22 protein-coding genes are annotated in these 23604 nt (G+C 65.8%); 14 read left to right on the top strand and 8 right to left on the bottom strand.

All coding sequences use genetic code 11. The features are described 5' to 3' along the window. The first annotated feature begins 16 nt into the window (after window positions 1–16). The 5 genes from tyrS (at window position 17) to GV044_RS05475 (ending at window position 4687) form a co-directional block, all read left to right on the top strand. Window positions 17–1246: a tyrosine--tRNA ligase gene (tyrS, locus tag GV044_RS05495; protein WP_159866502.1), complete on the top strand. Its 1230-nt coding sequence runs from the start codon at window positions 17–19 to the stop codon at window positions 1244–1246. 88 nt (window positions 1247–1334) lie between these two features. Next, a complete protein-coding gene (locus GV044_RS05490; protein WP_159866499.1) occupies window positions 1335–1673 on the top strand; it encodes a PilZ domain-containing protein in 339 nt (112 codons plus the stop codon). Window positions 1674–1773: 100 nt separating this feature from the next. Beyond that, entirely contained in the window at window positions 1774–3069 is a 1296-nt protein-coding gene (locus tag GV044_RS05485) for an MFS transporter (RefSeq protein ID WP_236554723.1), read from the top strand. Beyond that, the gene (gene cysK / locus GV044_RS05480; protein ID WP_159866493.1) at window positions 3066–3983 is read left to right on the top strand and encodes a cysteine synthase A; all 918 of its coding nucleotides are present in this window, start codon (window positions 3066–3068) and stop codon (window positions 3981–3983) included. Before GV044_RS05485 ends, cysK begins: the two co-directional genes overlap by 4 nt. Further along, window positions 3980–4687 (top strand): dienelactone hydrolase family protein, encoded by a 708-nt coding sequence (locus tag GV044_RS05475; RefSeq protein ID WP_159866490.1) that lies wholly within the window; start codon window positions 3980–3982, stop codon window positions 4685–4687. The genes cysK and GV044_RS05475 overlap by 4 nt, the downstream gene beginning before the upstream one ends. Here GV044_RS05475 and hisI read toward each other — a convergent pair. Then, window positions 4684–5055, bottom strand: a complete 372-nt coding sequence (gene hisI, locus GV044_RS05470) for a phosphoribosyl-AMP cyclohydrolase (protein WP_159866487.1) — start codon at window positions 5053–5055, stop codon at window positions 4684–4686. The genes GV044_RS05475 and hisI overlap by 4 nt on opposite strands. A 361-nt stretch (window positions 5056–5416) precedes the next feature. Continuing rightward, a complete protein-coding gene (locus tag GV044_RS05465) occupies window positions 5417–6145 on the bottom strand; it encodes a ComF family protein (RefSeq protein WP_371741574.1) in 729 nt (242 codons plus the stop codon). Window positions 6146–6238: 93 nt separating this feature from the next. On the opposite strand from GV044_RS05465, the gene GV044_RS05460 reads away from it, so the two are divergent. Then, window positions 6239–6997 (top strand): methyltransferase domain-containing protein, encoded by a 759-nt coding sequence (locus GV044_RS05460; protein ID WP_159866481.1) that lies wholly within the window; start codon window positions 6239–6241, stop codon window positions 6995–6997. A gap of 3 nt (window positions 6998–7000) precedes the next feature. Here GV044_RS05460 and ppdK read toward each other — a convergent pair whose 3' ends face one another. The 3 genes from ppdK to GV044_RS05445 form a co-directional block, all read right to left on the bottom strand. Continuing rightward, a complete protein-coding gene (ppdK, locus tag GV044_RS05455; protein ID WP_159870921.1) occupies window positions 7001–9664 on the bottom strand; it encodes a pyruvate, phosphate dikinase in 2664 nt (887 codons plus the stop codon). A 117-nt stretch (window positions 9665–9781) separates the two neighbouring features. Beyond that, on the bottom strand, window positions 9782–12031 hold the full coding sequence (glyS, locus tag GV044_RS05450; protein ID WP_159866478.1) for a glycine--tRNA ligase subunit beta: 2250 nt from the start codon (window positions 12029–12031) through the stop codon (window positions 9782–9784). Then, complete coding sequence (locus tag GV044_RS05445; RefSeq protein WP_159866475.1) at window positions 12028–12930, bottom strand: glycine--tRNA ligase subunit alpha; 903 nt, start codon at window positions 12928–12930, stop codon at window positions 12028–12030. The genes glyS and GV044_RS05445 overlap by 4 nt, the downstream gene beginning before the upstream one ends. 108 nt (window positions 12931–13038) lie before the next feature. Between GV044_RS05445 and GV044_RS05440 the strand changes: the two genes are divergently transcribed. The 8 genes from GV044_RS05440 to GV044_RS05405 all read left to right on the top strand — a co-directional run bounded on the left by GV044_RS05440 (window position 13039) and on the right by GV044_RS05405 (window position 20377). Then, entirely contained in the window at window positions 13039–13971 is a 933-nt protein-coding gene (locus GV044_RS05440; protein WP_236554721.1) for a TraB/GumN family protein, read from the top strand. A 110-nt stretch (window positions 13972–14081) separates the two neighbouring features. Then, complete coding sequence (locus GV044_RS05435) at window positions 14082–14942, top strand: TraB/GumN family protein (protein ID WP_159866472.1); 861 nt, start codon at window positions 14082–14084, stop codon at window positions 14940–14942. Between the two features lie 134 nt (window positions 14943–15076). Beyond that, on the top strand, window positions 15077–15691 hold the full coding sequence (locus GV044_RS05430; RefSeq protein WP_159866469.1) for a 50S ribosomal protein L25/general stress protein Ctc: 615 nt from the start codon (window positions 15077–15079) through the stop codon (window positions 15689–15691). 123 nt (window positions 15692–15814) lie between these two features. Beyond that, window positions 15815–16384, top strand: coding sequence for an aminoacyl-tRNA hydrolase (gene pth / locus GV044_RS05425; protein ID WP_201299014.1), 570 nt, complete (start codon window positions 15815–15817; stop codon window positions 16382–16384). A 221-nt stretch (window positions 16385–16605) separates the two neighbouring features. Continuing rightward, window positions 16606–17706, top strand: a complete 1101-nt coding sequence (gene ychF / locus GV044_RS05420) for a redox-regulated ATPase YchF (RefSeq protein WP_159866463.1) — start codon at window positions 16606–16608, stop codon at window positions 17704–17706. Between the two features lie 99 nt (window positions 17707–17805). Further along, on the top strand, window positions 17806–18615 hold the full coding sequence (locus GV044_RS05415; protein WP_159866460.1) for a DUF1206 domain-containing protein: 810 nt from the start codon (window positions 17806–17808) through the stop codon (window positions 18613–18615). A gap of 76 nt (window positions 18616–18691) precedes the next feature. Then, window positions 18692–18997, top strand: coding sequence for a hypothetical protein (locus tag GV044_RS05410; RefSeq protein WP_159866457.1), 306 nt, complete (start codon window positions 18692–18694; stop codon window positions 18995–18997). Between the two features lie 51 nt (window positions 18998–19048). Then, window positions 19049–20377, top strand: coding sequence for a hypothetical protein (locus tag GV044_RS05405; RefSeq protein WP_159866454.1), 1329 nt, complete (start codon window positions 19049–19051; stop codon window positions 20375–20377). Window positions 20378–20548: 171 nt separating this feature from the next. On the opposite strand, the gene GV044_RS05400 is transcribed toward GV044_RS05405, so the two are convergent. The 3 genes from GV044_RS05400 to mutL form a co-directional block, all read right to left on the bottom strand. Next, window positions 20549–21070, bottom strand: coding sequence for a hypothetical protein (locus GV044_RS05400; RefSeq protein ID WP_159866451.1), 522 nt, complete (start codon window positions 21068–21070; stop codon window positions 20549–20551). A 178-nt stretch (window positions 21071–21248) separates the two neighbouring features. After that, window positions 21249–21647 (bottom strand): hypothetical protein, encoded by a 399-nt coding sequence (locus GV044_RS05395; protein ID WP_236554719.1) that lies wholly within the window; start codon window positions 21645–21647, stop codon window positions 21249–21251. A 71-nt stretch (window positions 21648–21718) separates the two neighbouring features. Further along, a complete protein-coding gene (mutL, locus tag GV044_RS05390) occupies window positions 21719–23512 on the bottom strand; it encodes a DNA mismatch repair endonuclease MutL (RefSeq protein ID WP_159866445.1) in 1794 nt (597 codons plus the stop codon). Window positions 23513–23604 lie beyond the last annotated feature (92 nt).

Below are 23604 nucleotides of genomic sequence, written 5' to 3'. Positions count from 1 at the left end.
CACGAAAGACGCTGTGATGACCTACGATTCCACCTTGCTACGCCTGCTCGACGAACGCGGCTACATCCACCAGCTTACCGATGCAGAGGGCCTGGACAAGGTGGCGGCGTCGCAACTCGTTCCCGGGTATGTCGGCTTCGATGCAACTGCGCCATCGCTTCACGTGGGCAATCTGGTCTCGATCATGTTGCTGCGCCGGCTTCAGCAGGCGGGACACAAGCCGATCGTGCTCATGGGCGGCGGCACCACGCGCATCGGCGACCCGACCGGCAAAGACGAAGTGCGCAAGATGCTGACGGACAAGGCGATCGAGGCGAACATCGCTTCGATCCGCACCGCGTTCGAGCGCCTGCTGACCTTCGGCGACGGACCCACCGACGCGGTGATGGTCAACAATCACGATTGGCTCGGCTCGATCGGCTACATCGAGATGCTGCAGAAGATTGGGACCCATTTCACCGTCAATCGCATGCTGAGCTTCGACTCGGTCAAGCTGCGGCTCGAGCGCGAGCAGCCAATGACCTTCCTCGAATTCAACTACATGATCCTGCAAGGCTACGATTTCCGCCACTTGCGCCAAGCCATGGGCGTGCAGTTGCAGATGGGTGGATCTGACCAGTGGGGCAACATCATCAACGGCGTGGAGCTCTCCCGCCGCATGGATGGCGCCGAAGTGTTCGGGCTGACCACACCGCTGATCACCAAGGCGGACGGCACGAAGATGGGCAAGTCGGTCGCCGGCGCGATTTGGCTCAACGAGGACATGCTGTCGAACTTCGATTACTGGCAGTTCTGGCGCAATTGCGACGATCGCGACGTCGGCAAGTTCTTGCGCCTGTTCACCGACCTGCCGCTCGACGAGATCGCGAAGCTGGAGGCGCTGCAAGGCGGCGAGATCAACAACGCCAAGATCGTCCTTGCCAACGAGGCCACCAGGCTGTGCCGCGGCGAGGATGCTGCCCGCAACGCCGAAGCCACTGCTAAGGCGACCTTCGCGGGTGGCGGCATGGGTGAAGATTTGCCCTCGATCACTGTTCCTGCCGAGGGTATCCGGCTGGTCGCCGCCTGCACCGAACTGGGCCTCACCGCCTCGAACGGCGAAGCCAAGCGCAAGATCGGCGAAGGCGCGGTCAAGCTCGACGACGAAGCCGTGAGCGATCCTAACCTGCTGATTACGATTGAGTCCGGCGTCTCACGCAAGCTCAGCCTCGGGCGCAAGAAGCACGGGGTACTGCGCGGCGCCTGAACAAGATTTAACCCGTCCGCTTCACGGTTTGTTTGCCACTCTCGTGCATGATGCCGCTCTGGTCAAAACGCACGTAAAGGGGCGCATCATGAGTGCTGGCGCACAGCTGACGGTAACCGACAAGCGCCGCGCCGCGCGTCACCCTGCCGACTACAAGGTCATCGCCGAGCACAAGCAGCGCGGCGACGTGCATCTGACGATCGTGAACGTTTCGGCGCAGGGCTTCATGGCGACAGGTGTCGACGACATGGAGCGTGGCGAACGGCTTGTGATGCGCCTGCCCGTTGTTGGGCGTATCGAGGCGCACCTGATCTGGTCGCACGAGGGACGTGCAGGTTTTCAGTTCGAGCGGATCATCCGCATCGATGATTTCGCCAAGCTCGTGGATGCCATGCAGCCCAACCCGCGGTTACGCCCGAAGCGCTGAATTCCAAGCCCACTTTTCCGGGCCCACTTTCCCGGTCAGCCACAAAGTCCACAAAATTAGTAGGGTTGGCGAATCGCGCCGGCAGTGCCATGGCCCGCCGGTGAGCCAACCCACCTCGTCCCCGACAACTCCCCTGGCCATTCCGGACTATCGCAAGTTCTGGCTGGCGCGCTTCGCAGCGGTGATCGCGACCAATGGCATGGTCGTGATCATCGGGTACCAGCTCTACGATGTCGCTCGTAGCGAATACGCGATGAGCATCAGCCAGGCCTCGTTCCAGCTGGGACTACTTGGCTTGGCGCAGTTCATTCCCATCCTCTTGCTGACTCCGATCGCGGGAGTCGTCGCGGATCGCTTCGATCGCCGCTACGTGGCTGCCACTTCGATGAGCATCGACTTGTGCATAGCACTCGGGCTCGGTACCGTAACGGCGCTGGGTATCCGCAGCCTGCCCGTGCTGTTCGGCTTCGCGGCGCTTCATGGCGCGGTCCGCGTGTTCCAGGGACCGGCGCTGAGCGCGATCGCTCCCAACATCGTGCCGGTAGCGCTGATCCCGCGAGCGATCGCCCTGAACTCGATTGCCTGGCAGGCCGGAGCGGTGATCGGGCCTGCAAGCTTCGGCTTCCTCTTCGCCTCCTCTCACGCACTGCCGTACTGGACATCGACGGTGCTGATGGCGGTCGCGGCCACGAGCCTGCTTTCGATCCGCTCGCTCCCACCGACACTGGGAGACGCACGCAAGGCCCATCCGCTGCAGCAGATCGTGGGTGGGTTCCAGTTCGTGTGGAACGACCGGTTCCTGCTCGGCTGCATCACACTCGACCTGTTCGCAGTCATCTTCGGCGGCGCTACGGCGCTGTTTCCGGTGTTCGCCCGCGACATCCTGCACGTAGGGCCGGAAGGCCTGGGCCAGCTCCGTGCTGCGCCAGCGGTAGGTGCGGCGATCGTTGCCCTGACCCTCTCGTTCCGCCCGCTCGAGCACAATGTCGGCGTCAAGATGCTGGCCGCCGTCGGCGTCTACGGCGTCGCGACCATTGTTTTTGCCTACTCACGTGAATTGTTGCTGTCGCTGGCGTTCCTGTTCGTGCTGGGCGCGGCCGACATGGTGTCCGTCTTCATCCGCAGCTCGCTGATCCAGCTCAACACGCCTGACGACATGCGCGGTCGTGTCTCCGCCACCTCCGGTTTGGCCGTCTCGGCCTCGAACGAATTGGGCGAGATGCAGTCGGGTGTCGCCGCTGCGCTGCTCGGCGCGACGGGAGCAGTTGTGTTCGGCGGCGCCGCTGCCATACTCGTGACCGCTATGTGGTCGAAGCTCTTTCCGGAAATCCGCCGAGCCCGTACTTTCGCGCCTCAATATCGCCCCAAAGACCGAACACGGGAGACAGCCCCATGAAGGCCGACAGCATCCTTGCCACCATCGGCAACACCCCGCACATCCGCCTCTCACGCCTGTTCCCCGACCACGAGGTCTGGGTAAAGAGCGAGCGCGGCAACCCCGGCGGCTCGATCAAGGACCGCATCGGGCTTGCCATGATCGAAGCGGCTGAGCGCGACGGCAGCCTGCAGCCCGGCGGCACGATCATCGAGCCGACCTCTGGCAACACCGGCATCGGCCTTGCCATGGTCGCCGCGGTGAAGGGCTACAAGCTCGTCCTGGTCATGCCCGAATCAATGTCCCTGGAGCGTCGCCGGCTGATGCTGGCGTACGGCGCGACCTTCGACCTCACGCCCAAGGAAAAGGGCATGAAGGGCGCGATCGAGCGTGCGCGCGAACTCGCTGCGCAGACGCCGGGTGCGTGGATCGCCCAGCAGTTCGACAATCCCGCCAACATCGACGTCCACGTGCGCACCACTGCACTCGAGATCCTGAACGACTTCGCCGACACTCCGATCGACGTGCTGATCACCGGCGTCGGCACCGGCGGCCACTTGACCGGATGCGCCGAGCGGCTGAAGCAGGCTTGGCCCTCGCTCAAGGCCTATGCGGTGGAGCCGACGCTTTCGCCGGTAATCTCGGGCGGACAGCCCGGCCCTCACCCGATCCAGGGCATTGGCGCGGGCTTCATCCCGTCCAACCTGCACACGCAGGCAATCGACGGTGCGATCCAGGTCGATCCCGCCGATGCCAAGGAGTTCGCCCGGCGCTGCGCGCGTGAGGAAGGCATCCTGGTCGGCATCAGCTCGGGCGCCACGCTGGCGGCCATCGCAGCCAAGCTGCCCGAGCTGCCCGCGGGCTCGCGCGTGCTGGGCTTCAACTACGACACGGGCGAGCGTTACCTCTCGGTGCCGGACTTCCTGCCCGAATGAGCCAGCTCGAGGCGCTCGCCTACCGCCACGGCGATGTGGAACTGACAGGCTGGCTCGCGCGTCCGCAAGGCGTGCCCCGCGCGGCCATCCTGGTATTACCTACTATCGCCAACGTCACACCGGCCGTCGAGCGACGCGCGGCGATGCTCGCGGATCTGGGCTACCTGGCGCTGATTGCCGACTTCTATGGCGAGCCCGTGGCTGACTTCGCGGCGTCGGGTCCGCTGGCGCAGAAGCTGCGCGCCGATGTCGCGCATTATCGCGGCCGCATCGGCGTGGCGCTCGACGCTCTGCGGAGCTTGCCGGAAGCCGTTGGGTCGCCGGTTGCCGCCATTGGCTACTGCATGGGCGGACAAGCCGCTCTGGAAGCTGCTCGCGATGGCCATGACCTGTTCGCCGCCGTCAGCTTCCACGGCATCCTGACCACCGATCGCCCCGCCGAACCGGGTCAGATCCACGCGCGCTTGCTGGTGTGCCATGGCGATGCGGACCCGCTCGTGCCACGCGAGCAGGTCCTGCGCTTCTGGGAGGAGATGGACGCGGCCGGCGCCGACTGGCATTTCCACGCCTACTCGGGCGTCAAGCACGGCTTCACTGACCCGGGCAGCGACGCGCGCGGCGTTCCTGCGATAGGCTACGACACCAGCGCCGATCGCCAGAGCTGGGCCGCGATGCGCAGCCTGTTCGACGAGATCCTCGCCTAACCCGAAACGGGTTCCAGGCGATCGTCGACGAGGCGCCGGTAGAAGCAGCTGCGCGCACCGGTGTGGCAAGCGGGGCCTTGCGGCTCCACCAGCATGACGAGCGCATCCTGGTCACAATCGACCAGGATTTCCTGAACCTTCAGGAAGTGCCCCGAACTTTCACCCTTCAGCCACAGCCGCCCGCGTGAGCGCGAGTGGAAGTGCGCCAGCCCGGTCTCGCGCGTGCGGGCGACCGCTTCGGCATCCATGAAGGCCACCATCAGCACCTCACGCGTGCGCGCATCCATGGCGATGCCGGTGACCAATCCTTGCGCATCGTAGCGCGGCATGAAGGCGCTTCCGGTCTCGCGCTCGTGGTCGTGGCTCATCGCTCGGTTTCTCTGCTGCGCGCTATGTTGCGCTATGTTGCACGATAACCACATGCCTAGACCAAAATCCGGCCAAGCTTGCAAACGCCCTTTTCAAGAACCTCACTTTGAGAGAACACGTAACTCGCAGCTGGGGGGCTGCAAACACACCGGACAGGTGCTGACGTTCAAGCGCCAACGGTTCAGGGAAGAGGCCAGCATCCGCGAGTACGCGAGTTGGCCGGTGAAGATGAGGGATCGGACCAGGCGACGAACAGGGGCGTCGCCGAACTGCTCTGCAGGGTCCAAGTAGTTTCGTCACGAGAACGCCCGAGGCGCCCGCCTCGGGCGTTTTTCTTTGTCGTTCAGGCGACTGTACTTGTCACCTTAGATCCAATGCTTCGTCGAGGACGCGGGCGAAGCAAGTCACGACGACGCGTGATGCACCGCCGCGCTTCAAGGCGGACACGCATACATCGCTCGTCGCCCCGCTGGTCAGCACGTCATCGACGAGTAGCACGCTCTTGCCGCGGATACTCTGCCTGCGCCGCTCGGCGAGCCGAATCGCGCCGCTGAGCTCTCGTCGACGTGCAAGTCGGCCCAAGCCACCCAGCGCGGCCGTGGATTTGCGGCGCTCCAATGCGTCGATCGACACCGTGCCACCGGTGATCTGCGCCAGCTCCTGCGCCAGGATGGCCGCCTGGTTGTAGCCGCGCCGCCACAAGCGCCAGCGATGCAGCGGGACTGGCACGATCACCCAGTCGCCCCGCGGTTCACTGGCGAGCCGCGCGGCCATCAGCCGCGCCATCAACTTGGCCAGCCCCAGGCGGCTGCCGTGCTTGAACGCCAGGACCAGCTTGCGCGAAGCGTCGTTGTAGAGTGTGGCGGCGGCGATGCCGTCATGGCGAGGCGGATCGGCCAGGCATGGCGCGCAGGTCGATCCCGTCGCCACATCCTCGCCGAACGGACGGCTGCATAGGTCGCAGCATGGTTCGCCCGGGATCGCCAGCTCGCTCCAGCAATCGGCGCAGAGACCCGTCTGCGAGCTCACGCCCGCGCCGCACAGGGGGCACCGAGGCGGGAAGACGAAGTCGATCAAAGGTTCGAGCACGGCGGAGACCACGAGCGGACGGTAGCCCGCAGGGCAGGATCGGCAAGCGCCTTGAAGATTGCGGCATCGGTCCTGCTCCGGCAGGAGAGCGCTATGGCTTCCCCCACCCCTCCCCGCATCTTCGATCCTGCCCGTCGCATCGCTGCTCGCCGGCGCATGCTGCGCGCGCAAGAGGCGCCGGATGCGCCGCGATATCTGCTTGACGATATGATCGAGGACGTACTCGAGCGCCTGGCGTTCCTGCGCCACCAGCCCGAGCGCGCCTTGCTGATCGGCGACACTGCCGGCGTGCTAGGCGCTCAGCTCGAGAGTCGCGGTACGCATGTCATCAGCGTGGAGCCCGCCCGCGGGTTCGACGAGGAAGCACCCTTCCCCGTCGGCGATTTCGACTTCATCGCGAGCCTGAGCACACTCGACACGGTCAACGACCTGCCGGGTGCACTGGTACACATCCGGAACGCCCTGAAGACGGGGGGCCTGATGATCGCCAGCTTTCCCGGCGCGGGCAGCCTGCCCGTTCTGCGTTCCGCCATGCTCGCAGCGGATGGCGAGCGGCCAGCGGCGCGCATTCATCCCCTTGTAGACGTTCGTGCAGGTGCTCAGCTGGTGCAGCGAACGGGCTTCGCGAACCCGGTCGCCGACTCACGCCACCTTGATGTGGCGTTCCGCTCCTTCTCACGCGCGGTGGCGGACCTGCGCGCGCAAGGGCACAGCAACGTCCTGGTCGACCGGGGCGAGCCCCTCGGCAAGGCCGCGCGGGCTCAAGCGGAGCAGGCCTACCGTGCAGCCGCTGTGGACGGCCGCACGGTGGAGCGCTTCGAGATTCTCACCCTTTCGGGCTGGCGTGGCTGAGCGTTACGCCAGAGCCGCCTGAGCCGCCGCCAACCGGGCGATCGGCACGCGATAAGGGGAGGCGCTGACGTAATCGAGGCCGACCTTCTCGCAGAACGCGATGGACGCGGGATCGCCGCCATGCTCGCCGCAGATGCCGAGCTTGAGGTCGGCGCGGGTCGCGCGTCCACGCTCGGCGCCGAGTTGCACCAGCTGGCCCACGCCCTCGATGTCGAGGCTGACGAAAGGATCGCGCGCGTAGATGCCTTTGTCGACGTAAGGCGAGAGGAACCGCGCAGCGTCGTCACGCGAGACGCCCAGCGTGGTTTGAGTCAAGTCGTTGGTGCCGAACGAGAAGAACTTCGCTTCCTCGGCGATCTCACCCGCCATCAGCGCGGCGCGCGGCAGCTCGATCATGGTGCCGACCATGTAGTCCACCGACTTGCCCTTCTCGGCGAAGACCTTGGCGGCGGTTTCATCGACCAGCTTCTTCAGGATAGCGAGTTCGCGCTTGGTGGCGACCAGCGGGATCATGACTTCGGGCACCGGTGCGTCGCCGACCTTGTCGATCACGTCGCACGCCGCCTCGAAGATCGCGCGCGCCTGCATCTCGTAAATCTCGGGGAAGGTTATGCCGAGACGACAGCCACGGTGGCCGAGCATCGGGTTGGCCTCGTGCAGCTCGTCGGCGCGGCGCTTGAGAGTGTCCACGGAGATGCCGATCGTCTCGGACAAGTCGGCGAACTCGGCATCGCCTTGCGGCAGGAACTCGTGCAGCGGCGGGTCGAGCAGGCGGATGGTGACCGGCAGGCCGGCCATGACCATGAAGATCTGCGCGAAGTCGTCGCGCTGCTCGGGCAGCAGCTTCTCCAGCGCGGCGCGGCGGCCGGCCTCGTCTTCGGCTAGGATCATCTGGCGCACGGCCGAGATGCGGCTTGCGTCGAAGAACATGTGCTCGGTGCGGCACAGGCCGATGCCCTCGGCGCCGAACTGGCGGGCCATCTTGCAGTCGGCCGGCGTCTCGGCGTTGGTACGCACCTTCATGCGGCGGTGCTTGTCGGCCCAGGTCATCAGCTCGGCGAAATCGCCAGCGAGCTCCGGTTCCACCGTCGGCACTTCGCCCGCCATGATGTCGCCGGTCGAGCCGTCGAGCGTGATGACGTCGCCTTCCTTGAGGTCGCGATTGCCGATCTTGAGCGTGCGGCTCTTCATGTCGATCGACACGCCCGAAGCACCCGAGACGCAGCAGCGACCCATGCCGCGCGCCACCACTGCGGCGTGGCTCGTCATGCCCCCGCGTGCGGTGAGAATACCCTTGGCGGCGTGCATGCCGTGGATGTCCTCTGGCGAAGTCTCGACGCGCACGAGGATCACGCTCTCGCCCAACTCGGCGCGCTTCTCGGCGGTGTCGGCATCGAGCACGATCGCGCCCGAAGCCGCGCCCGGCGATGCCGGCAGCCCCTTGCCCAGCACATCGCGCTTGGCCTTGGGATCGAGCGTGGGGTGCAGCAGCTGGTCGAGCGCCATGGGATCGACGCGGAGGATCGCGGTCTTCTCGTCGACGAGGCCTTCGGCCACCATGTCGACTGCCATCTTTAGCGCGGCTTTTGCGGTGCGCTTGCCCGAGCGGGTCTGCAGCATCCACAGCTTGCCACGCTCAACGGTGAACTCGATGTCCTGCATGTCCTTGTAGTGCTTCTCGAGCAGCTCGAACACGGCAGCCAACTCGCCGTAAGCCGCTGGCATCGCCTCTTCCATCGAGAGCGGCTTGGCCCCGGCACGCTCGCGCGCGGCCTTGGTCAAGTATTGCGGAGTGCGAATGCCGGCGACGACGTCCTCGCCCTGCGCGTTGACGAGCCACTCGCCATAGTAGGCCTTCTCGCCCGTCGCGGGGTCGCGGGTGAAGGCGACGCCGGTGGCGGATGTCTCGCCCATGTTGCCGAACACCATGGCCTGCACGTTCACGGCGGTGCCCCAGTCGCCCGGGATGTCGTTCAGGCGGCGGTAGACCTTGGCACGGTCCGAATCCCAGCTGTCGAACACCGCCTGGATGGCGCCCCAGAGCTGCTCATTGACATCGAGCGGGAACGGCTTGCCCAGCTCGCTCTCGACGATGCCCTTGTACTCCTTGACGATCTTCTGCCAGTCGGCCGCCGACAGCTCGGTGTCGTTCTCGTAGCCGTTGTCTTCCTTGGCGATCTCCAGCGCTTCCTCGAACAGGTGATGCTCGACGCCCAGAACGACGTCCGAGTACATCTGGATGAAGCGGCGGTAGCTGTCCCAGGCAAAGCGCTCGTCGCCGGACGTAGCGACCAGTCCCTGCACCGTCTCGTCGTTGAGGCCCAAGTTGAGCACCGTATCCATCATGCCGGGCATCGACACGCGCGCGCCCGAGCGGACCGAGACCAGCAGCGGATCGGCGGCATCGCCGAACGTCTTGCCGACAGTCTTCTCGATATGCGTCAGCGCTTCGGCCACATCGGCGCGCAGCTGGTCGGAGAAGTTAGCGCCCTCGGCCAGGTACTTCACGCATTCTTCGGTGGTGATGGTGAAGCCCGGGGGCACCGGCAGGCCGATACCGGCCATCTCGGCCAGGTTCGCGCCCTTGCCGCCGCAGATGACCTTGTCACGTGAGCGAGGATCGGAGTGCTTCACGCCGCCGCCGAAGGTGTAGACCTGCTTGACCATAGTATCGGTGCTCATCGGTTGGTGCCCTTCTGCTCACGTGCGAGGTTTGTCGCCCTCGGACAAGCCTTATGTCTTCCCGCGTATCAGATCATCGCGCTTACGGACTCGTGCGGATGATCACCCCTCGATGCGCGAGAAGTCAGCAACATTGTGCACTGCAGCACGGAATTGATCAAGCAGGGCCAAACGCGAGTTGCGCTTTGCCGGGTCGGGATCGTTGACGGTCACGCTCTCGAAAAAGGCATCGATCGGTGCCCGAAGCGAGGCGAGCGCTGCCATGGCGCGGGCAAAATCCTCCGCCGCGACGGCCCGCTCGGCCTGAGGTGCGGCGGTGGCGAGCGCGTCGATCAGCGCCTGCTCGGCCGGCTCGGCCTCGTACGACAACGAGTGGCGCTCGGCCATCTTCGCGGCGATGACGGGCGCGAGATCCGGATCGTCGACGCCGGCGAGCGGGTCCTCTTCGCCGGTGCGGGCGATCTCGCCTTCGATGCCGTGCCAGTCCTCCTTCTTGAGGATGTTGGCGGCGCGCTTGTAGCCGGCGAGCAAGTTGGCGCCGTCCTCGGTTCCGACGAACGCCTGGAGTGCATGGACGCGGGCGAGCAGGCGCACGAGATCGTCCTCCTCGCCGAGCGCGAACACGGCGTCGATCAGATCATGGCGGACGCCGGCTTCACGCTGCTGGACTTTCAGGCGGTCGGCGAAGAAGTCGACAAGATCGAAAACAGCCTGTGCCGCTAGCTGCTCTGTAAGTTCTCCGCGCGTCGAGAGCCGATCATTGAAGATCGTCGATCTGACATCTTCTGCGAAGTGAGAGAATGGCTCACCGCTCATGTCAGCCCACCTCATCGAAACGGAAAAAAGGATCGCGTCCAAGAGATTAAGGCGTAGATTATTCGACTGGATCAACTGGAGCGTACCCAAGGCGGCACGTCTTAAAGCGAATGGGTCGCGCGAGCCAGTTGGTGGCATCCGCTCTACAAAGAAGCAGACTAGCGTATCCAGCTTGTCCGCCAGCGACACCGCCACGGTGATCGGCGCAGTCGGCACCTCGTCGCCCTGCCCAACGGGCTTGTAGTGGTCGCGGATGGCGTCGGCGACGGCGTCGGGCAGGCCCTCGGCGCGGGCGTAGTAGCCGCCCATGAGGCCCTGGAGTTCGGGGAACTCGCCGACCATTTCGGTGACGAGGTCGGCCTTGCACAGCTCTGCCGCCTGCCGTGCGAGCGCGGGATCGCAGTTGGGTACGATGCCTTCGCTCGCCAGCCACTCAGCCAGCCTGGCGACACGCTCGACCTTGTCGGCGACGGTGCCGAGCTTTTCGTGGAAGGTGATGCGCTTTAGCTTCTCCGCCTGTTCGGCCAGCGTGGTCTTGCGGTCGGTGTCCCAGAAGAAGCGCGCGTCGGACAGGCGCGCGGCGAGGACCTTGCGGTTGCCAGCGACAATCGCCTCGCCGCCGTCGTTCGCTTCGATGTTGGCGGTGCACACGAAGGCGTTGGCGAGCTTGCCGTCATTCTCGCACACGAAGTACTTCTGGTTCACGCGCGCGGTCAGCTGGATGACCTCGGGCGGCACTTCCAGGAACGCCTCGTCGAAGCGCCCGAGCAGCGGCACCGGCCACTCGGTCAAGCCGGCGTTCTCGACTACCAGGCCCTCGTCCTCGACCAGCGTCAGGCCGCCGAGCGTCGCCACTTCGGCGGCGCCCATGCGGACGATGTCCTGGCGCTCTTCGTGGCTGACGATGACGTGGCAGGCGCGCATCTTGTCGGCGTAGTCGTGTGCGCCGCCGATCGTGATCGGTCTCGGATGGTGGAAGCGGTGCCCCACGGTTGCGTAGCCGCTCTGTACGCCGCCTGCCTCGCACGGCACCAGTTCCTCACCGAAGATGGCGACGATGCCGGAGAGCGGGCGCACCCAGCGCGTGCTCTCCGTGCTGATCGAGGCTGCGCCCCAGCGCATCGACTTGGGCCAGGGGAACGCACGTACGATCGCCGGGATCGCCTCCGCCAGCACTTGCGACACCGCGCGGCCGGGCTTCTCGACCACGGCGAAGTAGGTCGCCTTGCCCTTCAGATCGCGCACTTCGAGCTGGTCCTGAGTCAGCCCCGACTTGCGCAGGAAGCCTTCGAGCGCCTGCGTCGGAGCCCCGAGCGCCGGGCCCTTGGTCTCCTCGCGCACGGCCCGCGTTGCTTCGGGCAAGTCACGAGCGATCAGCGCCAGGCGGCGCGGCGTCGACCAGACGGTGATCGCGCCAGGCTCGACGCCGGCAGCGGCGAGTTCCTTGCGGAACAGCGTTTCCAGGTCGGCACGCGCACCGGCCTGCATGCGAGCCGGGATTTCCTCGGAGCGGAGTTCGAGCAGAAAGTCGGTCATGCGCTCCACCCCGCGTACTCGCTGGCCCAGCGATCGGCGTTCTTCGCTATCCAGGCCTCGCAACTGCCCTTGGCGAGGTCACGAACTCGGCCGATGTAGCTCGCGCGTTCCTGGACGGAGATGACGCCGCGCGCCTGCAGCAGGTTGAACAAGTGGCTCGCCTCGATAGCCTGGTCATAGGCCGCCAGGGGTATGCCTGCCTCGATGCAGCGCATCGCCTCGGCCTCGGCGTGGCGGAAGCCGGTGAAGAGCTGATCGGTGTCGGCGATCTCGAAGTTGTACTTCGACAGTTCCTGCTCGTTGGCCAGGAACACGTCGCCATACGACACGCCCTGGTCGTTGAAGCGCAAGTCATAGACGCGATCGACGCCCTGGATGTACATCGCCAGACGCTCCAGACCGTAGGTCAACTCGCCGGCGACCGGCTTGCAGTCAAACCCGCCGACTTGCTGGAAATAGGTGAACTGCGTCACCTCCATGCCGTCGCACCAGACTTCCCAGCCCAGGCCCCAGGCGCCGAGCGTGGGGCTCTCCCAGTCGTCCTCCACGAAGCGGATGTCGTGCGCCAGCGGGTCGACGCCGATCGCCGCCAGGCTCTGCAGGTAGAGCTCCTGCAGGTTGGCCGGGTTCGGTTTCAGGATCACCTGGTACTGGTAATAATGCTGCAGACGGTTGGGGTTCTCGCCATAGCGGCCGTCGGTCGGCCGGCGCGAGGGCTGGACGTAGGCCGCTTTCCACGGCTCGGGGCCGAGCGCGCGCAGCGTCGTCGCCGGGTGAAACGTGCCCGCTCCCATGCGCATGTCGTAGGGCTGCAGGATGAGGCATCCCTGCTGGCTCCAGAACGAATGGAGCGTGAGGATCATGTCCTGGAAACTGAGCGGTGCGGCGGGATCTGGCATGGTCCGGCGCTTTGGCGCAGGGTCGGGAACGGGTCAACATTGCAGTCTGCGTTCCGCGCCGCGCAATCGTTCATCGACGCTTGGGAAATGCCCCCTATAAGGCCCTGCATGACCTTCCCGCGCCGTTCGCCGCTCGCCCTGCTTGCCCCGTTGATGCTGCTTCTGACGCCGGCTTGCGGGTCGGCCAAGGAGGCGCAGACGGCCAAGCCGACCCCGGCCCCGACGGGGCAGGTCACGAAGGCGCAAGTCGCCAAGCCGGCGCTGTGGAAGGTCTCGGACAAGGATACCACGATCTGGCTGTTCGGGACGATCCACATCCTGCCTGCCGGGATCGAGTGGTACTCAGGGCCGATCGCCAAGGCGCTGGAAAGCTCCGACACTCTGGTGACCGAGATCGTCGAGCCGAACGATCCAGCAGTCCAGGCCAAGATTGGCCAGATCGCGCTCGCCAACCCGCCGCGCAACTTGCGCGAGCAACTGCCCTCCGACGTGCGCAAGCAGTATGAGGCGGCGCTCACCTCGTTGCAGCTGCCCATGTCTGCCTTCGATGCGAACGATCCGTGGTACGCGGCGGTTGCGCTCTCGACTCTGCCGCTGATGAAGGACGGCTTCGGCACCATGAACGGCGCGGAGGCGCTGCTGATTGCGAAGTCGGCGGGCAAGCAGCACTTGGGTCTGGAGACGGCCGAGATGCAGCTCGGCCTGTTCGACAGCCTGCCGCAGGACACACAGGTCAAGTACCTGGGCGAAGTGCTGGAAAGCTTCCCCACGGTCCGCGACGAGATCAAGGCCATGGTCGAGGCATGGAAGGCAGGCAAAGCCGACGAACTGGCGCGCTTGATGAACGAGGACGAGAGCGATGCGGCGCTGATGAAGGTCCTGCTGGTTGACCGGAACAAGGCCTGGGCCAAGTGGATCGAAGAGCGCCTGAAGCAGCCAGGCACCGTGTTCGTTGCCGTCGGAGCGGGGCACCTCGCCGGCAAGGACAGTGTCCAGGCGCAGCTCGCCGCCGACCGGGTCAAGACCACGCGCGTGCGGTGAGCGCGGCTCGACCCAAGGCATATCGCTCCGCCCACGCGCAAGCGGGAGCCCCGCTTGTTCTTCAATGGGCGCGCCATGTTGCTCGAAGCAGGGTCTCCAATGTCGCAGGTATGACGAGCATCTGGCCTGCGCTTTTCGGCCTCGTCCTCAGTGTCGCCGGCTGCAGCGGCAAGCCAGAGCCAGCGCAGCCTGCGATCTGGCATGTCACCGGCCACGGTGAACAGGAGGCGTGGCTGTTCGGCACGATCCACGCCGCCCCTGCCCCGCTCGCATGGAACACGCCGCCAGTGGCACAGGCACTCGCCCGATCGGATGAGGTCATGGTCGAAGTTGCCAACATCTCCGACGATGCTGCCGTCGCCCAGGCCTTCACCGCCTTGTCGCGCACACCTGGCCTGCCGCCGGTCGCCGCCCGTGTCCCCGCAGACCGGCGAGCGAGCCTGGCCAGCATGCTGGCTGCGCGCGGCATCTCCGAGTCAGACTTGCGCGATGTTGAGACCTGGACGGTGGCACTGATGCTCGCTCGGCCCGAGGACGGATCGGATGGCCGGAACGGCGTCGATCGTGCCGTGCTTGCCGCCGCTCCGAACAAGCGCGTGATCGAGCTGGAAGGCGCGACGGCGCAGCTCTCGATCTTCGATCGACTGCCCGAAGTCCAGCAACGCTTTCTCCTCAGCGCCGTGCTGTCCGACGCCGGTGCGCTCGATGACGAAGCGGACTTGGTGGAAGTTTGGCGCCGGGGCGACATGACGCGGATCGAGGCGGAGACGCGTACCGGGCTGCTTGCCGATCCCGCGGTGCGCGCCGCCCTCTTCACCGACCGCAATCGGCGCTGGACGACACGCATCGTCGCAGAAGTGCGATCCGGACATCGACCTTTCGTAGCGGTCGGCGCCGCGCACATGGCCGGCCCCGACGGGCTCGCCGCCATGCTGACGCGGGCCGGCTACACCGTGACGCGCCTCGACTAAGCTTGCGTTTGGGCGCGTCTGCCGCTAAGGGCGCGCGCTTCCCGGCCATGGTCATCCCTGGAGGCGTGGCGGGAGAGGTCGTGGCGACGAGCGTCGCGGCCTGTACTTAAGAGACATCCGAAAGGCACGTACCCATGAGCGATACGCTGAACCTGCCGGCCGAGACGCGTGAAGGGGTTGGCAAGGGAGCCTCCCGTGCACTGCGTCGCGATGGCCGCGTCCCCGCCGTTATCTACGGCGACAAGCAAGAGCCCCTCTCGATCCACGTCGAGGCGAAGGAACTGGTCCGCCTGCTGGGCACCGGCCACTTCATGAACTCGATCGTCGAAGTCGAAGTCGGCGGCCAGAAGCTGCGCACGCTCCCCAAGGACGTTGCCTTCCACCCGGTCAACGACCGTCCGCTCCACGTCGACTTCCTGCGCCTGGCCGCCAACGCGACCGTGCACGTGAAGGTACCGGTGGTGTTCGCCAACGAGGACGCATCGCCGGGCCTGAAGCGCGGCGGCGTGCTGAACGTCGTGGCGCATGAGCTCGACCTGATCGTCGACGCCAACAACATCCCCGACGAGATCACGATCGACGTGACCGGCCTGGAAGTCGGCGACTCGATCCACATCAGCCAGGTGAAGCTGCCCCAGGGCGCGCAGGACGGCTCGCACGACGCTGACCTCACCATCGCGACCATCGTCGCTCCTTCGGCGCTCAAGAGCTCCGAGGGCGGCGAGGAAGAGGAAGCGACCGCGGAGTAATCCGCTTCGGTTCACCGTCGAACAGCAAAACCTCGCTATCTCTGCTTCTCAGCGGCGGTGGCGAGGTTTTTTGTTGCCTGAGCCATGGGGCTTGGGCGTAGCACCGCGAATAGGGAGATGGCCATGCAGCTCTGGGTCGGCCTCGGCAATCCGGGTGCGCAGTACGCGATGCACCGGCACAACGTCGGCTTCATGGCCGTCGACACCCTCGCCGAAGTGTACGGCTTCGGCCCGGTGCAGAAGAAGTTCCAGGGCTGGCTGCAGGAAGGCCGCATCGGCAACAACAAGGTGCTGCTGCTCAAGCCTGCCACCTTCATGAACGAGAGCGGCCGCGCGGTGGGCGAGGCAATGCGCTTCTACAAGCTCGACTTGGATGCGCTGACCGTCTTTCATGACGAACTCGATCTTGCTCCTTTCAAGGTGAAGGTGAAGCAAGGCGGCGGCACCGCCGGTCACAATGGCTTGCGATCGATCGATCAGCATCTGGGTGCCGACTTTCGTCGGGTACGCCTCGGGATCGGGCATCCCGGGCACAAGGACCGAGTGACGGGCTATGTGCTCGGCAACTATGCGAAGAGCGAGACGGACGATCTTGCTGACATGCTCGGGGCCATTGCCGCCGAGGCGGAGTGGTTGGCGAAGGGCGACGGCACCCGCTTCATGAACGATGTGGCCCTGCGACAGCAGGGTTGAGCAGCGCTTGATCCTCCCCTGTAAGGGGAGGCGGCAGGCCCGCAGCGGCTGACGGAGGGGTGTCACCGCTCGCGGAGTGCTCGGACGAGAGGGTTACACCCTTCCACCACCAGCTACGCTGGCGGTCCCCCCCCTCAAAGGGGAGAATCTGCAGAAATCAATTGATGGCACCCGCCGCGTTCCTCGCTATGGCGCGCCACAACACACATTCGGAGCATACCATGGGTTTTCGTTGCGGCATCGTCGGCCTTCCCAATGTCGGCAAGTCGACCCTGTTCAACGCGCTGACCGAGACGCAGGCGGCGCAGGCGGCGAACTATCCGTTCTGCACCATCGAGCCCAACGTCGGCCAAGTCGGCGTACCCGATCCGCGGCTCGATACGCTGGCCAAGATCGCCAGCTCGGCCAAGGTCGTGCCGACGCAGCTCTCGTTCGTCGACATCGCCGGCCTGGTGCGCGGCGCGTCGAAGGGAGAAGGCCTGGGTAACCAGTTCCTCGGCAACATCCGCGAGGTCGACGCCGTCGTCCACGTGCTGCGCTGCTTTGAGAACGATGACATCCAGCACGTCGAGAACAAGGTCGACCCGATCGCGGACGCCGAAACAGTCGAGACCGAGCTGCTGCTCTCCGACCTCGAAAGCCTGGAGAAGCGCGTCCCCGCCGCCCAGAAGAAGGCGGCGCAGGGCGACAAGGAAAGCAAGATCATTGCCGCCGTGCTCGGCCAGGCACTCGAACTGCTGCGACAGGGCAAGCCCGCCCGCCTGACCAAGCCCGCCGACGAGGAAGAGGCGCGGGTGTTCCGCCAGGCGCAGCTCATCACCGCCAAGCCGGTGCTCTACGTCTGCAACGTCGAGGAAGAGGCCGCAGCCGAGGGCAACGCCTTCTCGGCGCGCGTGTTCGAGAAGGCGGCGGCCGAAGGCGCCAGCGTGGTGATCGTCTCCGCTGCGATCGAAGCCGAGCTGACCGGCATGGACATCGAGGAGCGCCTGGCGTTCCTGGAGGAGATGGGCCTGCACGAGACCGGCCTCGCCCGCATCATCCGCGCCGGTTACGGCCTGCTCGACCTGCTGACCTTCTTCACGGTCGGCCCCAAGGAAGCGCGCGCCTGGACCGTGCACAAGGGTGCCAAGGCTCCCGAAGCGGCGGGCGAGATCCACTCCGACATGCAGCGTGGCTTCATCCGCGCCGAGACTATCGCGTACGACGACTTCGTCGCGCTCGGCGGCGAGGCTGCGGCACGAGACGCCGGCAAGCTGCGCCAGGAAGGCAAGGAGTACGTGGTGCATGACGGCGACGTGATGCACTTCAAGTTCAACGTCTGAACAGCCGGGTTGCCAGGTTCGGTGCCTCCGGAACGTCGCTGAGCGGCACATATTTCCTGTTCGCGCATTGAACCTCGCAAAAGACGGGGAGCGCAGCGCATGGTCGACAAGTCCGAGAAGATCGTCTGGCTGGCCCGCCTGGGCTACGCGGTGCGGGGTCTGGTTTACCTGCTCCTGGGCTACCTGGCGCTCTCGAGCACCGGGCAGGACAACGTACGCCGCGGAACGACGGGTGCTCTCGAATACATCCGCTCGATCCCAGGCGGCACGGCGATCCTCACCATCTCGGCGCTCGGGCTGATCGGATACGCGGTCTACAAGCTGATCGTCGGCCTGTTCGATACCGAGAACATCGGCTCGGATGCGAAGGGTCTTGCCAAGCGAGCCGCCTACGTCGTCAGCGCCGTGGTCTACGGAGCCTTGTCGTGGACCGCGATTCAGCTGGCGCAAGGGACCAGGCAGAGCAGCGGCAACCAGAACCAGGAACTGGCTGCCACTGCCCTCACCTTCGATCTTGGTCCGGCCGCGGTCGGCCTCGCCGGCGTGGCGCTGCTGATCGGCGCGGGCGCGCAGGCGAAGAGCGCTTACGACCGCAGCTTCATGCGGCACATCTCGTCCGACGCGCCGCCTGCGACCTGCTGGATCGGACGCATCGGTCTTGCGACCCGCGCTATCGTGTTCCTGCTGATGGGCTGGTCGCTGCTGCGCTCCGCCTGGTTCGCCAGCAGCGGCGAAGTCCGCTCGCTCGGCCAGGCCATGCTGGATCTGCGTGAGATGGGACTTGGCTTCTCGATCATCGCTGCGGGTATCGCGCTGTTCGGCGTGTTCAGCCTGATCACCGCTCGTTACCGCATCATTCCCGACCCCGATCCCAAGCTGAACATGCGCTCTCCCCTGCGGCGTGCCTGAGGCGAACAGGAGACATGCACCAGACACTGGCACCAGACACTGGCGCGGTCCGCACGGTGTAGGCTATAGGCGGGCCATGCTCCGCCGCTTGCTCGCCATGCTCTTGCTTCTCGCGCTCTCCGCGCCGGCACTCGCCATGAGCGGGCATTGCGCACAGCCGCCCCGCTCGCCTCAGATGCATGGCATGGCGCATCACGGCGGCGACCACTCGCCCGCGCCCCAACAGGAACGGCGGGACTGCATCGGTTGCGTCCTACCCGACCTCGGCCTGATCGCACCCGCGCGATCCGCACCGCTGCTGAGCATGGTTGGTGCCGCGCCGTCGCGCACGACGCTGATCCTGCCGCGCGAAGGCCCTGAAGTTCCGCCTCCCCGCGCCTGAAGATGCTGTTCCACCGATCCGGTGGAGTGTCCCTCTCTTCAGGAACCAACGATGACCAGGATGACCCTTGCGGTCGCGCTCGCAAGCGCGGCCCTGATACCCGTGCACGCACGCGCGCAGATGCACGATCACGCCGGTATGGAGCACGCCATGCCGATGCCGGCAGACAGCCCGCCGGACAGCACTATGAACCACGGCTCCATGGACCATGCCGGCATGAACCACGGCACGACCGACAGCGAAGCGGCCGCGCCCTTCGTGGTCGGCTCGGGAACTGCGCGCCTGCCCGGTGCGGCGCTTGCCATGCCCGGCCTCCACTTCATGGCCGACGAGTGGATGCTCATGGCCCACGGCTTCGTCACCACGCAGTACACCGATCACTCGGGCCCACGCGGCGATGACAAGCTCTACTCGACATCCATGGCGATGGTCATGGCCGAGCGCGAGACAGGCTTTGGCCGCGTGCAGCTGCGTTCCATGTTCAGCCTGGAGCCGGCCATGGACGCGCGCGGCTATCCCAATCTGTTCGCCACCGGCGAGACGGCTGACGGGCAGCCGCTGGTGGACCGCCAGCATCCGCACGACCTCTTCATGGAACTCGCCGCGCGCGTCGACTTCAACGTGGGGGAAGGCACCACGGCGTTCCTCTACGGCGGCCCGGTCGGAGAGCCTGCGCTGGGACCCAGCGCGTTCATGATGCGCCGCTCTGCCCGGCTCAATCCCGAGCCACCGATCACCCATCACTGGTTCGACTCCACGCACATAACATACGGCGTCGTGACGGGCGGCTTGTCGGCGTCGCACTGGCAGCTGGAAGCCTCGGCCTTCCGCGGCGCCGAACCCGACGAGCACCGCTGGAATATCGAGACGCCCAAGCTGGACTCATGGTCCGTGCGCGCGACCTGGACGCCGCAGCCGCAATGGGCGGTGCAGGCAAGCTATGGCCGGATCAAGGAACCCGAGGAACTGCACCCCGGCGAGAACGAGAAGCGCTTCACCGCCTCGGCGCATTACGACAATGGCGGTGGGCTCTCTGCCATGGCAGCGTTCAGCGCCAAGGACCGTGTGCCAGGCGGTACCCTCACCGCCTGGCTGGGCGAAGCGAATTGGGACCTGGACCGCGGCAACACCCTCTTTGGACGCGTGGAAAACGTCGCTAACGATGAGCTCTTCCCGGACCACGACGACCCGCTTCACGATCGCAAGTTCCGCGTGACCAAGCTGCAGGCGGGCTATGCCCGTCGCTTCCAGCTGGAGCCGTTCGAGTTGGCTCTGGGCGGATCGTTGGCGGGCTATCTCAAACCCGACGCGCTAGACGCGGAGTATGGCGACAAGCCCTGGGGCTATACGCTGTTTGCAAGGCTGACGCTCGGCGGCTGATGGCCGCCCTGGGTTCCGGCCTAACGTTCAGCTGCAACTTAACCCTAGCCGTCGTCCCGCACTTGATCCGGGACCCCGCTTTTCGTCGCGCCGGTGAGCGCTCGCGGCAAGAAGCGGGATCCCCGATCAAGTCCGGGAGGACGGAAGCTGGTGGAGGTTAGAGGCCTCCGCTCAACCCTTCTCGGCTGATCCCGCGCAACTCACCTGACCTAGCGAGTCGAAGGCCACGCGCTCGTTCGCGTCGTGGATCACCAGGCGGCTCGGCCAGGCCTTGGCACCTCCCGGTCCGCTGCCCTCGCCGCCGGCCTGCGCGACCAGTTCGATCCAATTGGAGGTGCCGATATAGGTGCTGTGCGCGCCGGAGGGCAGTTCGGCGCTGCCGCTCTTCACCGCCAGAGGGCGCAGCTTGCCGTCGATCTTCAGGTAGCCGCGGTCTTCCTGCGCCACGAACAGCGGGGCCTCGTCGGCCTTGTTGCCGGGCCGGAACATGCACCCGGCACGCGCCAGGTCGTAGCGCGCAATGTCCTCGGTTGTGAACGCCTGCGGCAGCACCGGCTTGAATGGAGGCTGGTTCAGCCGCTCGACCAGCGCGACGTCGTGGGCGTCGTCGGCCGCCTTGTGCTGGGGATCGTCGTTGCCATCGCAGCCCGCCAAGACCGCCACACCCAGCACCGCCAGCCACGCTCTCATCATTTTCGCCCGAACAGCTTCTCTATGTCCTGATGGGCAAGCTTAACCAACCTAGCAGCATAAGACGCAAGCCAAAGCGTATGGTTGTTCGTGCCCATGATCCGCTTAACGCGGTCGGCACGAAGAGGCTCCAAACCGAGCAGCTTGAGAAGGATGTCTGCTATTGGTGGATAGCTGCTGTTCACTCATCCTGCGACCGGATGACCAGCAAGATGTCGTTCTGCCAGTCCTCATAGCCGAGGAGCGTGCCGAAGCGGCGCTCATGCTCGTTAGTCCATCTGCCATAGTGAACAACCAACTCCAGCATGGCATCGATGCGCCACGCCTCGTCCGGCAGGGTGTAAAAGATGCGGCGCGACAACCAATCTGGTCGAAGCGGGACATGCTTGTCCACGATCCGTCGCTCAAAGCGACCTGCATCAACATGGCGGTCGAACAATCGAAGATACCGGATTGCGCATTCCGGCTCTCTCCCTACGATGTCGCTGAACATCGCCATCGGCTTGACGCCTTTCAGCATCAGGCCAAGCTCGCGATTCGTATGAACGAGATAAGGTAGCGCACGGAGGCTGTCGGACAACATCGTCTTTCCTACGCGGTAGCAGCGATGTCTGCTATTGGGCGATAGCTGCCGCCGCTAGAAAAATGCCGTCACTTGCGCCCAAAGAGTTTCTCGATATCCGAATGTTGTAATTTCACCCATGTGGGGCGGCCATGGTTGCATTGGCCAGATCGTGGCGTGCGCTCCATTTCGCGCAGCAGGGCGTTCATCTCCGCCACCGACAGAGCCCGTCCCGCCCGCACCGAGCCGTGGCAGGCCATGGTCGCCAGGACGAGGTCGAGCTTTTCGCCCAGCAGCAACGCGTCGCCGTGGCGGGCAAGGTCGTCGGCGATGTCGCGCACGAGCGAAGCGGCATCGGCCTTCCCGAGCACAGAGGGCACCGCCCGCACCAGCATCGCCCCAGGTCCGAAGCGTTCGACGACCAGCCCGAAGCGGGCGAGATCGGTGGCCTTGTCCTCCAGGCGGTCGCAATCGGGTTCTTCCAGTTCGACAACCTCGGGTAGCAGCAGCGCCTGGCTGCGCTGCATTGCCTCTTCGGCACCCGCGGCCTTGAGCCGTTCGAGCACGAGCCGCTCGTGCGCGGCATGCTGGTCGACGATGACAAGGCCGTCCTGAGCCTCAGCGACGATGTAGGTGCCGGCCACCTGCCCGCGTGCTACGCCGAGCGGGTACTCAGCCGCTGGAGCTTCGGGGGCGGCAGCTTCGGCGCGCGCGGCAGGCGGGGCCGTGACCGCCGGCTCGAACCCGCGCCAGGCCGCGCTCTCCTCGCGCACGGCGTTGCCAGTCGCAGCATGTTCGCGAGCAAACAGCGACTGCAGCGACGGTGTGGGCGGAACGAACGGCTCGACCTGCCAGGCCGCCATGGCGTCCGCAGCCGGTGCCTGCGCGCTGCGCTGGCCCTGGCCCTCCAGCGCGTGGCGGAGCGCGCCGACCACGAAGCCGCGGACAAAGGCGGGGTCGCGGAAGCGCACCTCGGTCTTGGCCGGGTGGACGTTGACGTCGACCTCCTCGGGCGGGACGTCGAGGAACAGCGCGAGCACGGCATGACGATCGCGCGCCAGCATGTCGGCATAGGCGCCGCGCACCGCACCGATCAGCAGCCGATCCTTCACCGGCCGACCGTTGACGAAGAGGTACTGGTGGTCGGCCACGCCGCGGTTGAACGTCGGCAGGCCCGCCACGCCGGTGAGCCTGGCCGCTCCACGCTCGGCTTCGATGACGATGCCGTCCTCGGCCAGTTCGCGCGCGACCAGTCGAGCCACGCGAGCCGCCAGCGCCTCCTCCGGCTGCGTTGCGAGAGCACGGCGGCCATCGTGCTCCAACGTGAAGCCGATCTCGGGCCGTGCCATCGCCAGCCGGCGTACGACATCGAGGCAGGCGGCGTATTCCGCGCGTGGGCTGCGCAGGAACTTGCGCCGCGCGGGCACGCGCCCGAACAGGTCTTCCACACGAATACGGGTGCCCGGGGGCAAGGCGGCCGGGCCATCGCCGCTGACCGAGCCATGATCGACGGCCCGCCGCCAGCCTTCCTCGCTGCCCCGCGCCCGGCTCTCGATCGTGAGCCGCGCGACGCTGGCGATCGAGGGCAGCGCCTCGCCGCGAAAGCCCAGCGTGGCGACCATCTCGATCCGCTCGTCAGGCAGCTTGGAGGTGGCGTGGCGTTCGAGCGCCAGCGCGATTTCGGCGGAGCCCATGCCGCAGCCATCGTCGGTCACTTCGATCAGGTCGAGCCCGCCTGAGGCAAGGCGCACCGCGATCGTGCGCGATCCCGCGTCGATTGCGTTCTCGACCAGTTCCTTCAGCGCCGATGCCGGACGTTCGACCACTTCTCCCGCCGCAATGCGGTTGACGAGATCGTCGGGAAGGCGGCGTATTTCGGGCATCACCAATCTCTAGCGACGAAGCGCCGCGATTTCGAGACGGAGCCGCCAAAACATGGACGGCTGTCGACACAAAATTTTGGCCTTTGTTGCAA

The sequence above is a fragment of the Novosphingobium sp. 9U genome, from assembly GCF_902506425.1.
Classification (GTDB): Bacteria; Pseudomonadota; Alphaproteobacteria; order Sphingomonadales; family Sphingomonadaceae; genus Novosphingobium.
This window is presented reverse-complemented; position numbering and strand designations above follow the sequence as displayed.

Bases quoted from the DNA above. Each gene is read 5' to 3' on its own strand.
- GV044_RS05490 (WP_159866499.1), top strand. From the start codon at position 1,335: ATGAGTGCTGGCGCACAGCTGACGGTAACCGACAAGCGCCGCGCCGCG.
- GV044_RS05440 (WP_236554721.1), top strand. From the start codon at position 13,039: ATGACCTTCCCGCGCCGTTCGCCGCTCGCCCTGCTTGCCCCGTTGATG.
- cysK (WP_159866493.1), top strand. From the start codon at position 3,066: ATGAAGGCCGACAGCATCCTTGCCACCATCGGCAACACCCCGCACATC.
- GV044_RS05430 (WP_159866469.1), top strand. From the start codon at position 15,077: ATGAGCGATACGCTGAACCTGCCGGCCGAGACGCGTGAAGGGGTTGGC.
- glyS (WP_159866478.1), bottom strand. From the start codon at position 12,031: ATGACCGACTTTCTGCTCGAACTCCGCTCCGAGGAAATCCCGGCTCGC.
- GV044_RS05435 (WP_159866472.1), top strand. From the start codon at position 14,082: ATGACGAGCATCTGGCCTGCGCTTTTCGGCCTCGTCCTCAGTGTCGCC.
- GV044_RS05410 (WP_159866457.1), top strand. From the start codon at position 18,692: ATGCTCCGCCGCTTGCTCGCCATGCTCTTGCTTCTCGCGCTCTCCGCG.
- pth (WP_201299014.1), top strand. From the start codon at position 15,815: ATGCAGCTCTGGGTCGGCCTCGGCAATCCGGGTGCGCAGTACGCGATG.
- GV044_RS05445 (WP_159866475.1), bottom strand. From the start codon at position 12,930: ATGCCAGATCCCGCCGCACCGCTCAGTTTCCAGGACATGATCCTCACG.
- GV044_RS05400 (WP_159866451.1), bottom strand. From the start codon at position 21,070: ATGATGAGAGCGTGGCTGGCGGTGCTGGGTGTGGCGGTCTTGGCGGGC.
- mutL (WP_159866445.1), bottom strand. From the start codon at position 23,512: ATGCCCGAAATACGCCGCCTTCCCGACGATCTCGTCAACCGCATTGCG.
- hisI (WP_159866487.1), bottom strand. From the start codon at position 5,055: ATGAGCCACGACCACGAGCGCGAGACCGGAAGCGCCTTCATGCCGCGC.
- GV044_RS05415 (WP_159866460.1), top strand. From the start codon at position 17,806: ATGGTCGACAAGTCCGAGAAGATCGTCTGGCTGGCCCGCCTGGGCTAC.
- GV044_RS05475 (WP_159866490.1), top strand. From the start codon at position 3,980: ATGAGCCAGCTCGAGGCGCTCGCCTACCGCCACGGCGATGTGGAACTG.
- tyrS (WP_159866502.1), top strand. From the start codon at position 17: ATGACCTACGATTCCACCTTGCTACGCCTGCTCGACGAACGCGGCTAC.
- ychF (WP_159866463.1), top strand. From the start codon at position 16,606: ATGGGTTTTCGTTGCGGCATCGTCGGCCTTCCCAATGTCGGCAAGTCG.
- ppdK (WP_159870921.1), bottom strand. From the start codon at position 9,664: ATGGTCAAGCAGGTCTACACCTTCGGCGGCGGCGTGAAGCACTCCGAT.
- GV044_RS05405 (WP_159866454.1), top strand. From the start codon at position 19,049: ATGACCAGGATGACCCTTGCGGTCGCGCTCGCAAGCGCGGCCCTGATA.
- GV044_RS05460 (WP_159866481.1), top strand. From the start codon at position 6,239: ATGGCTTCCCCCACCCCTCCCCGCATCTTCGATCCTGCCCGTCGCATC.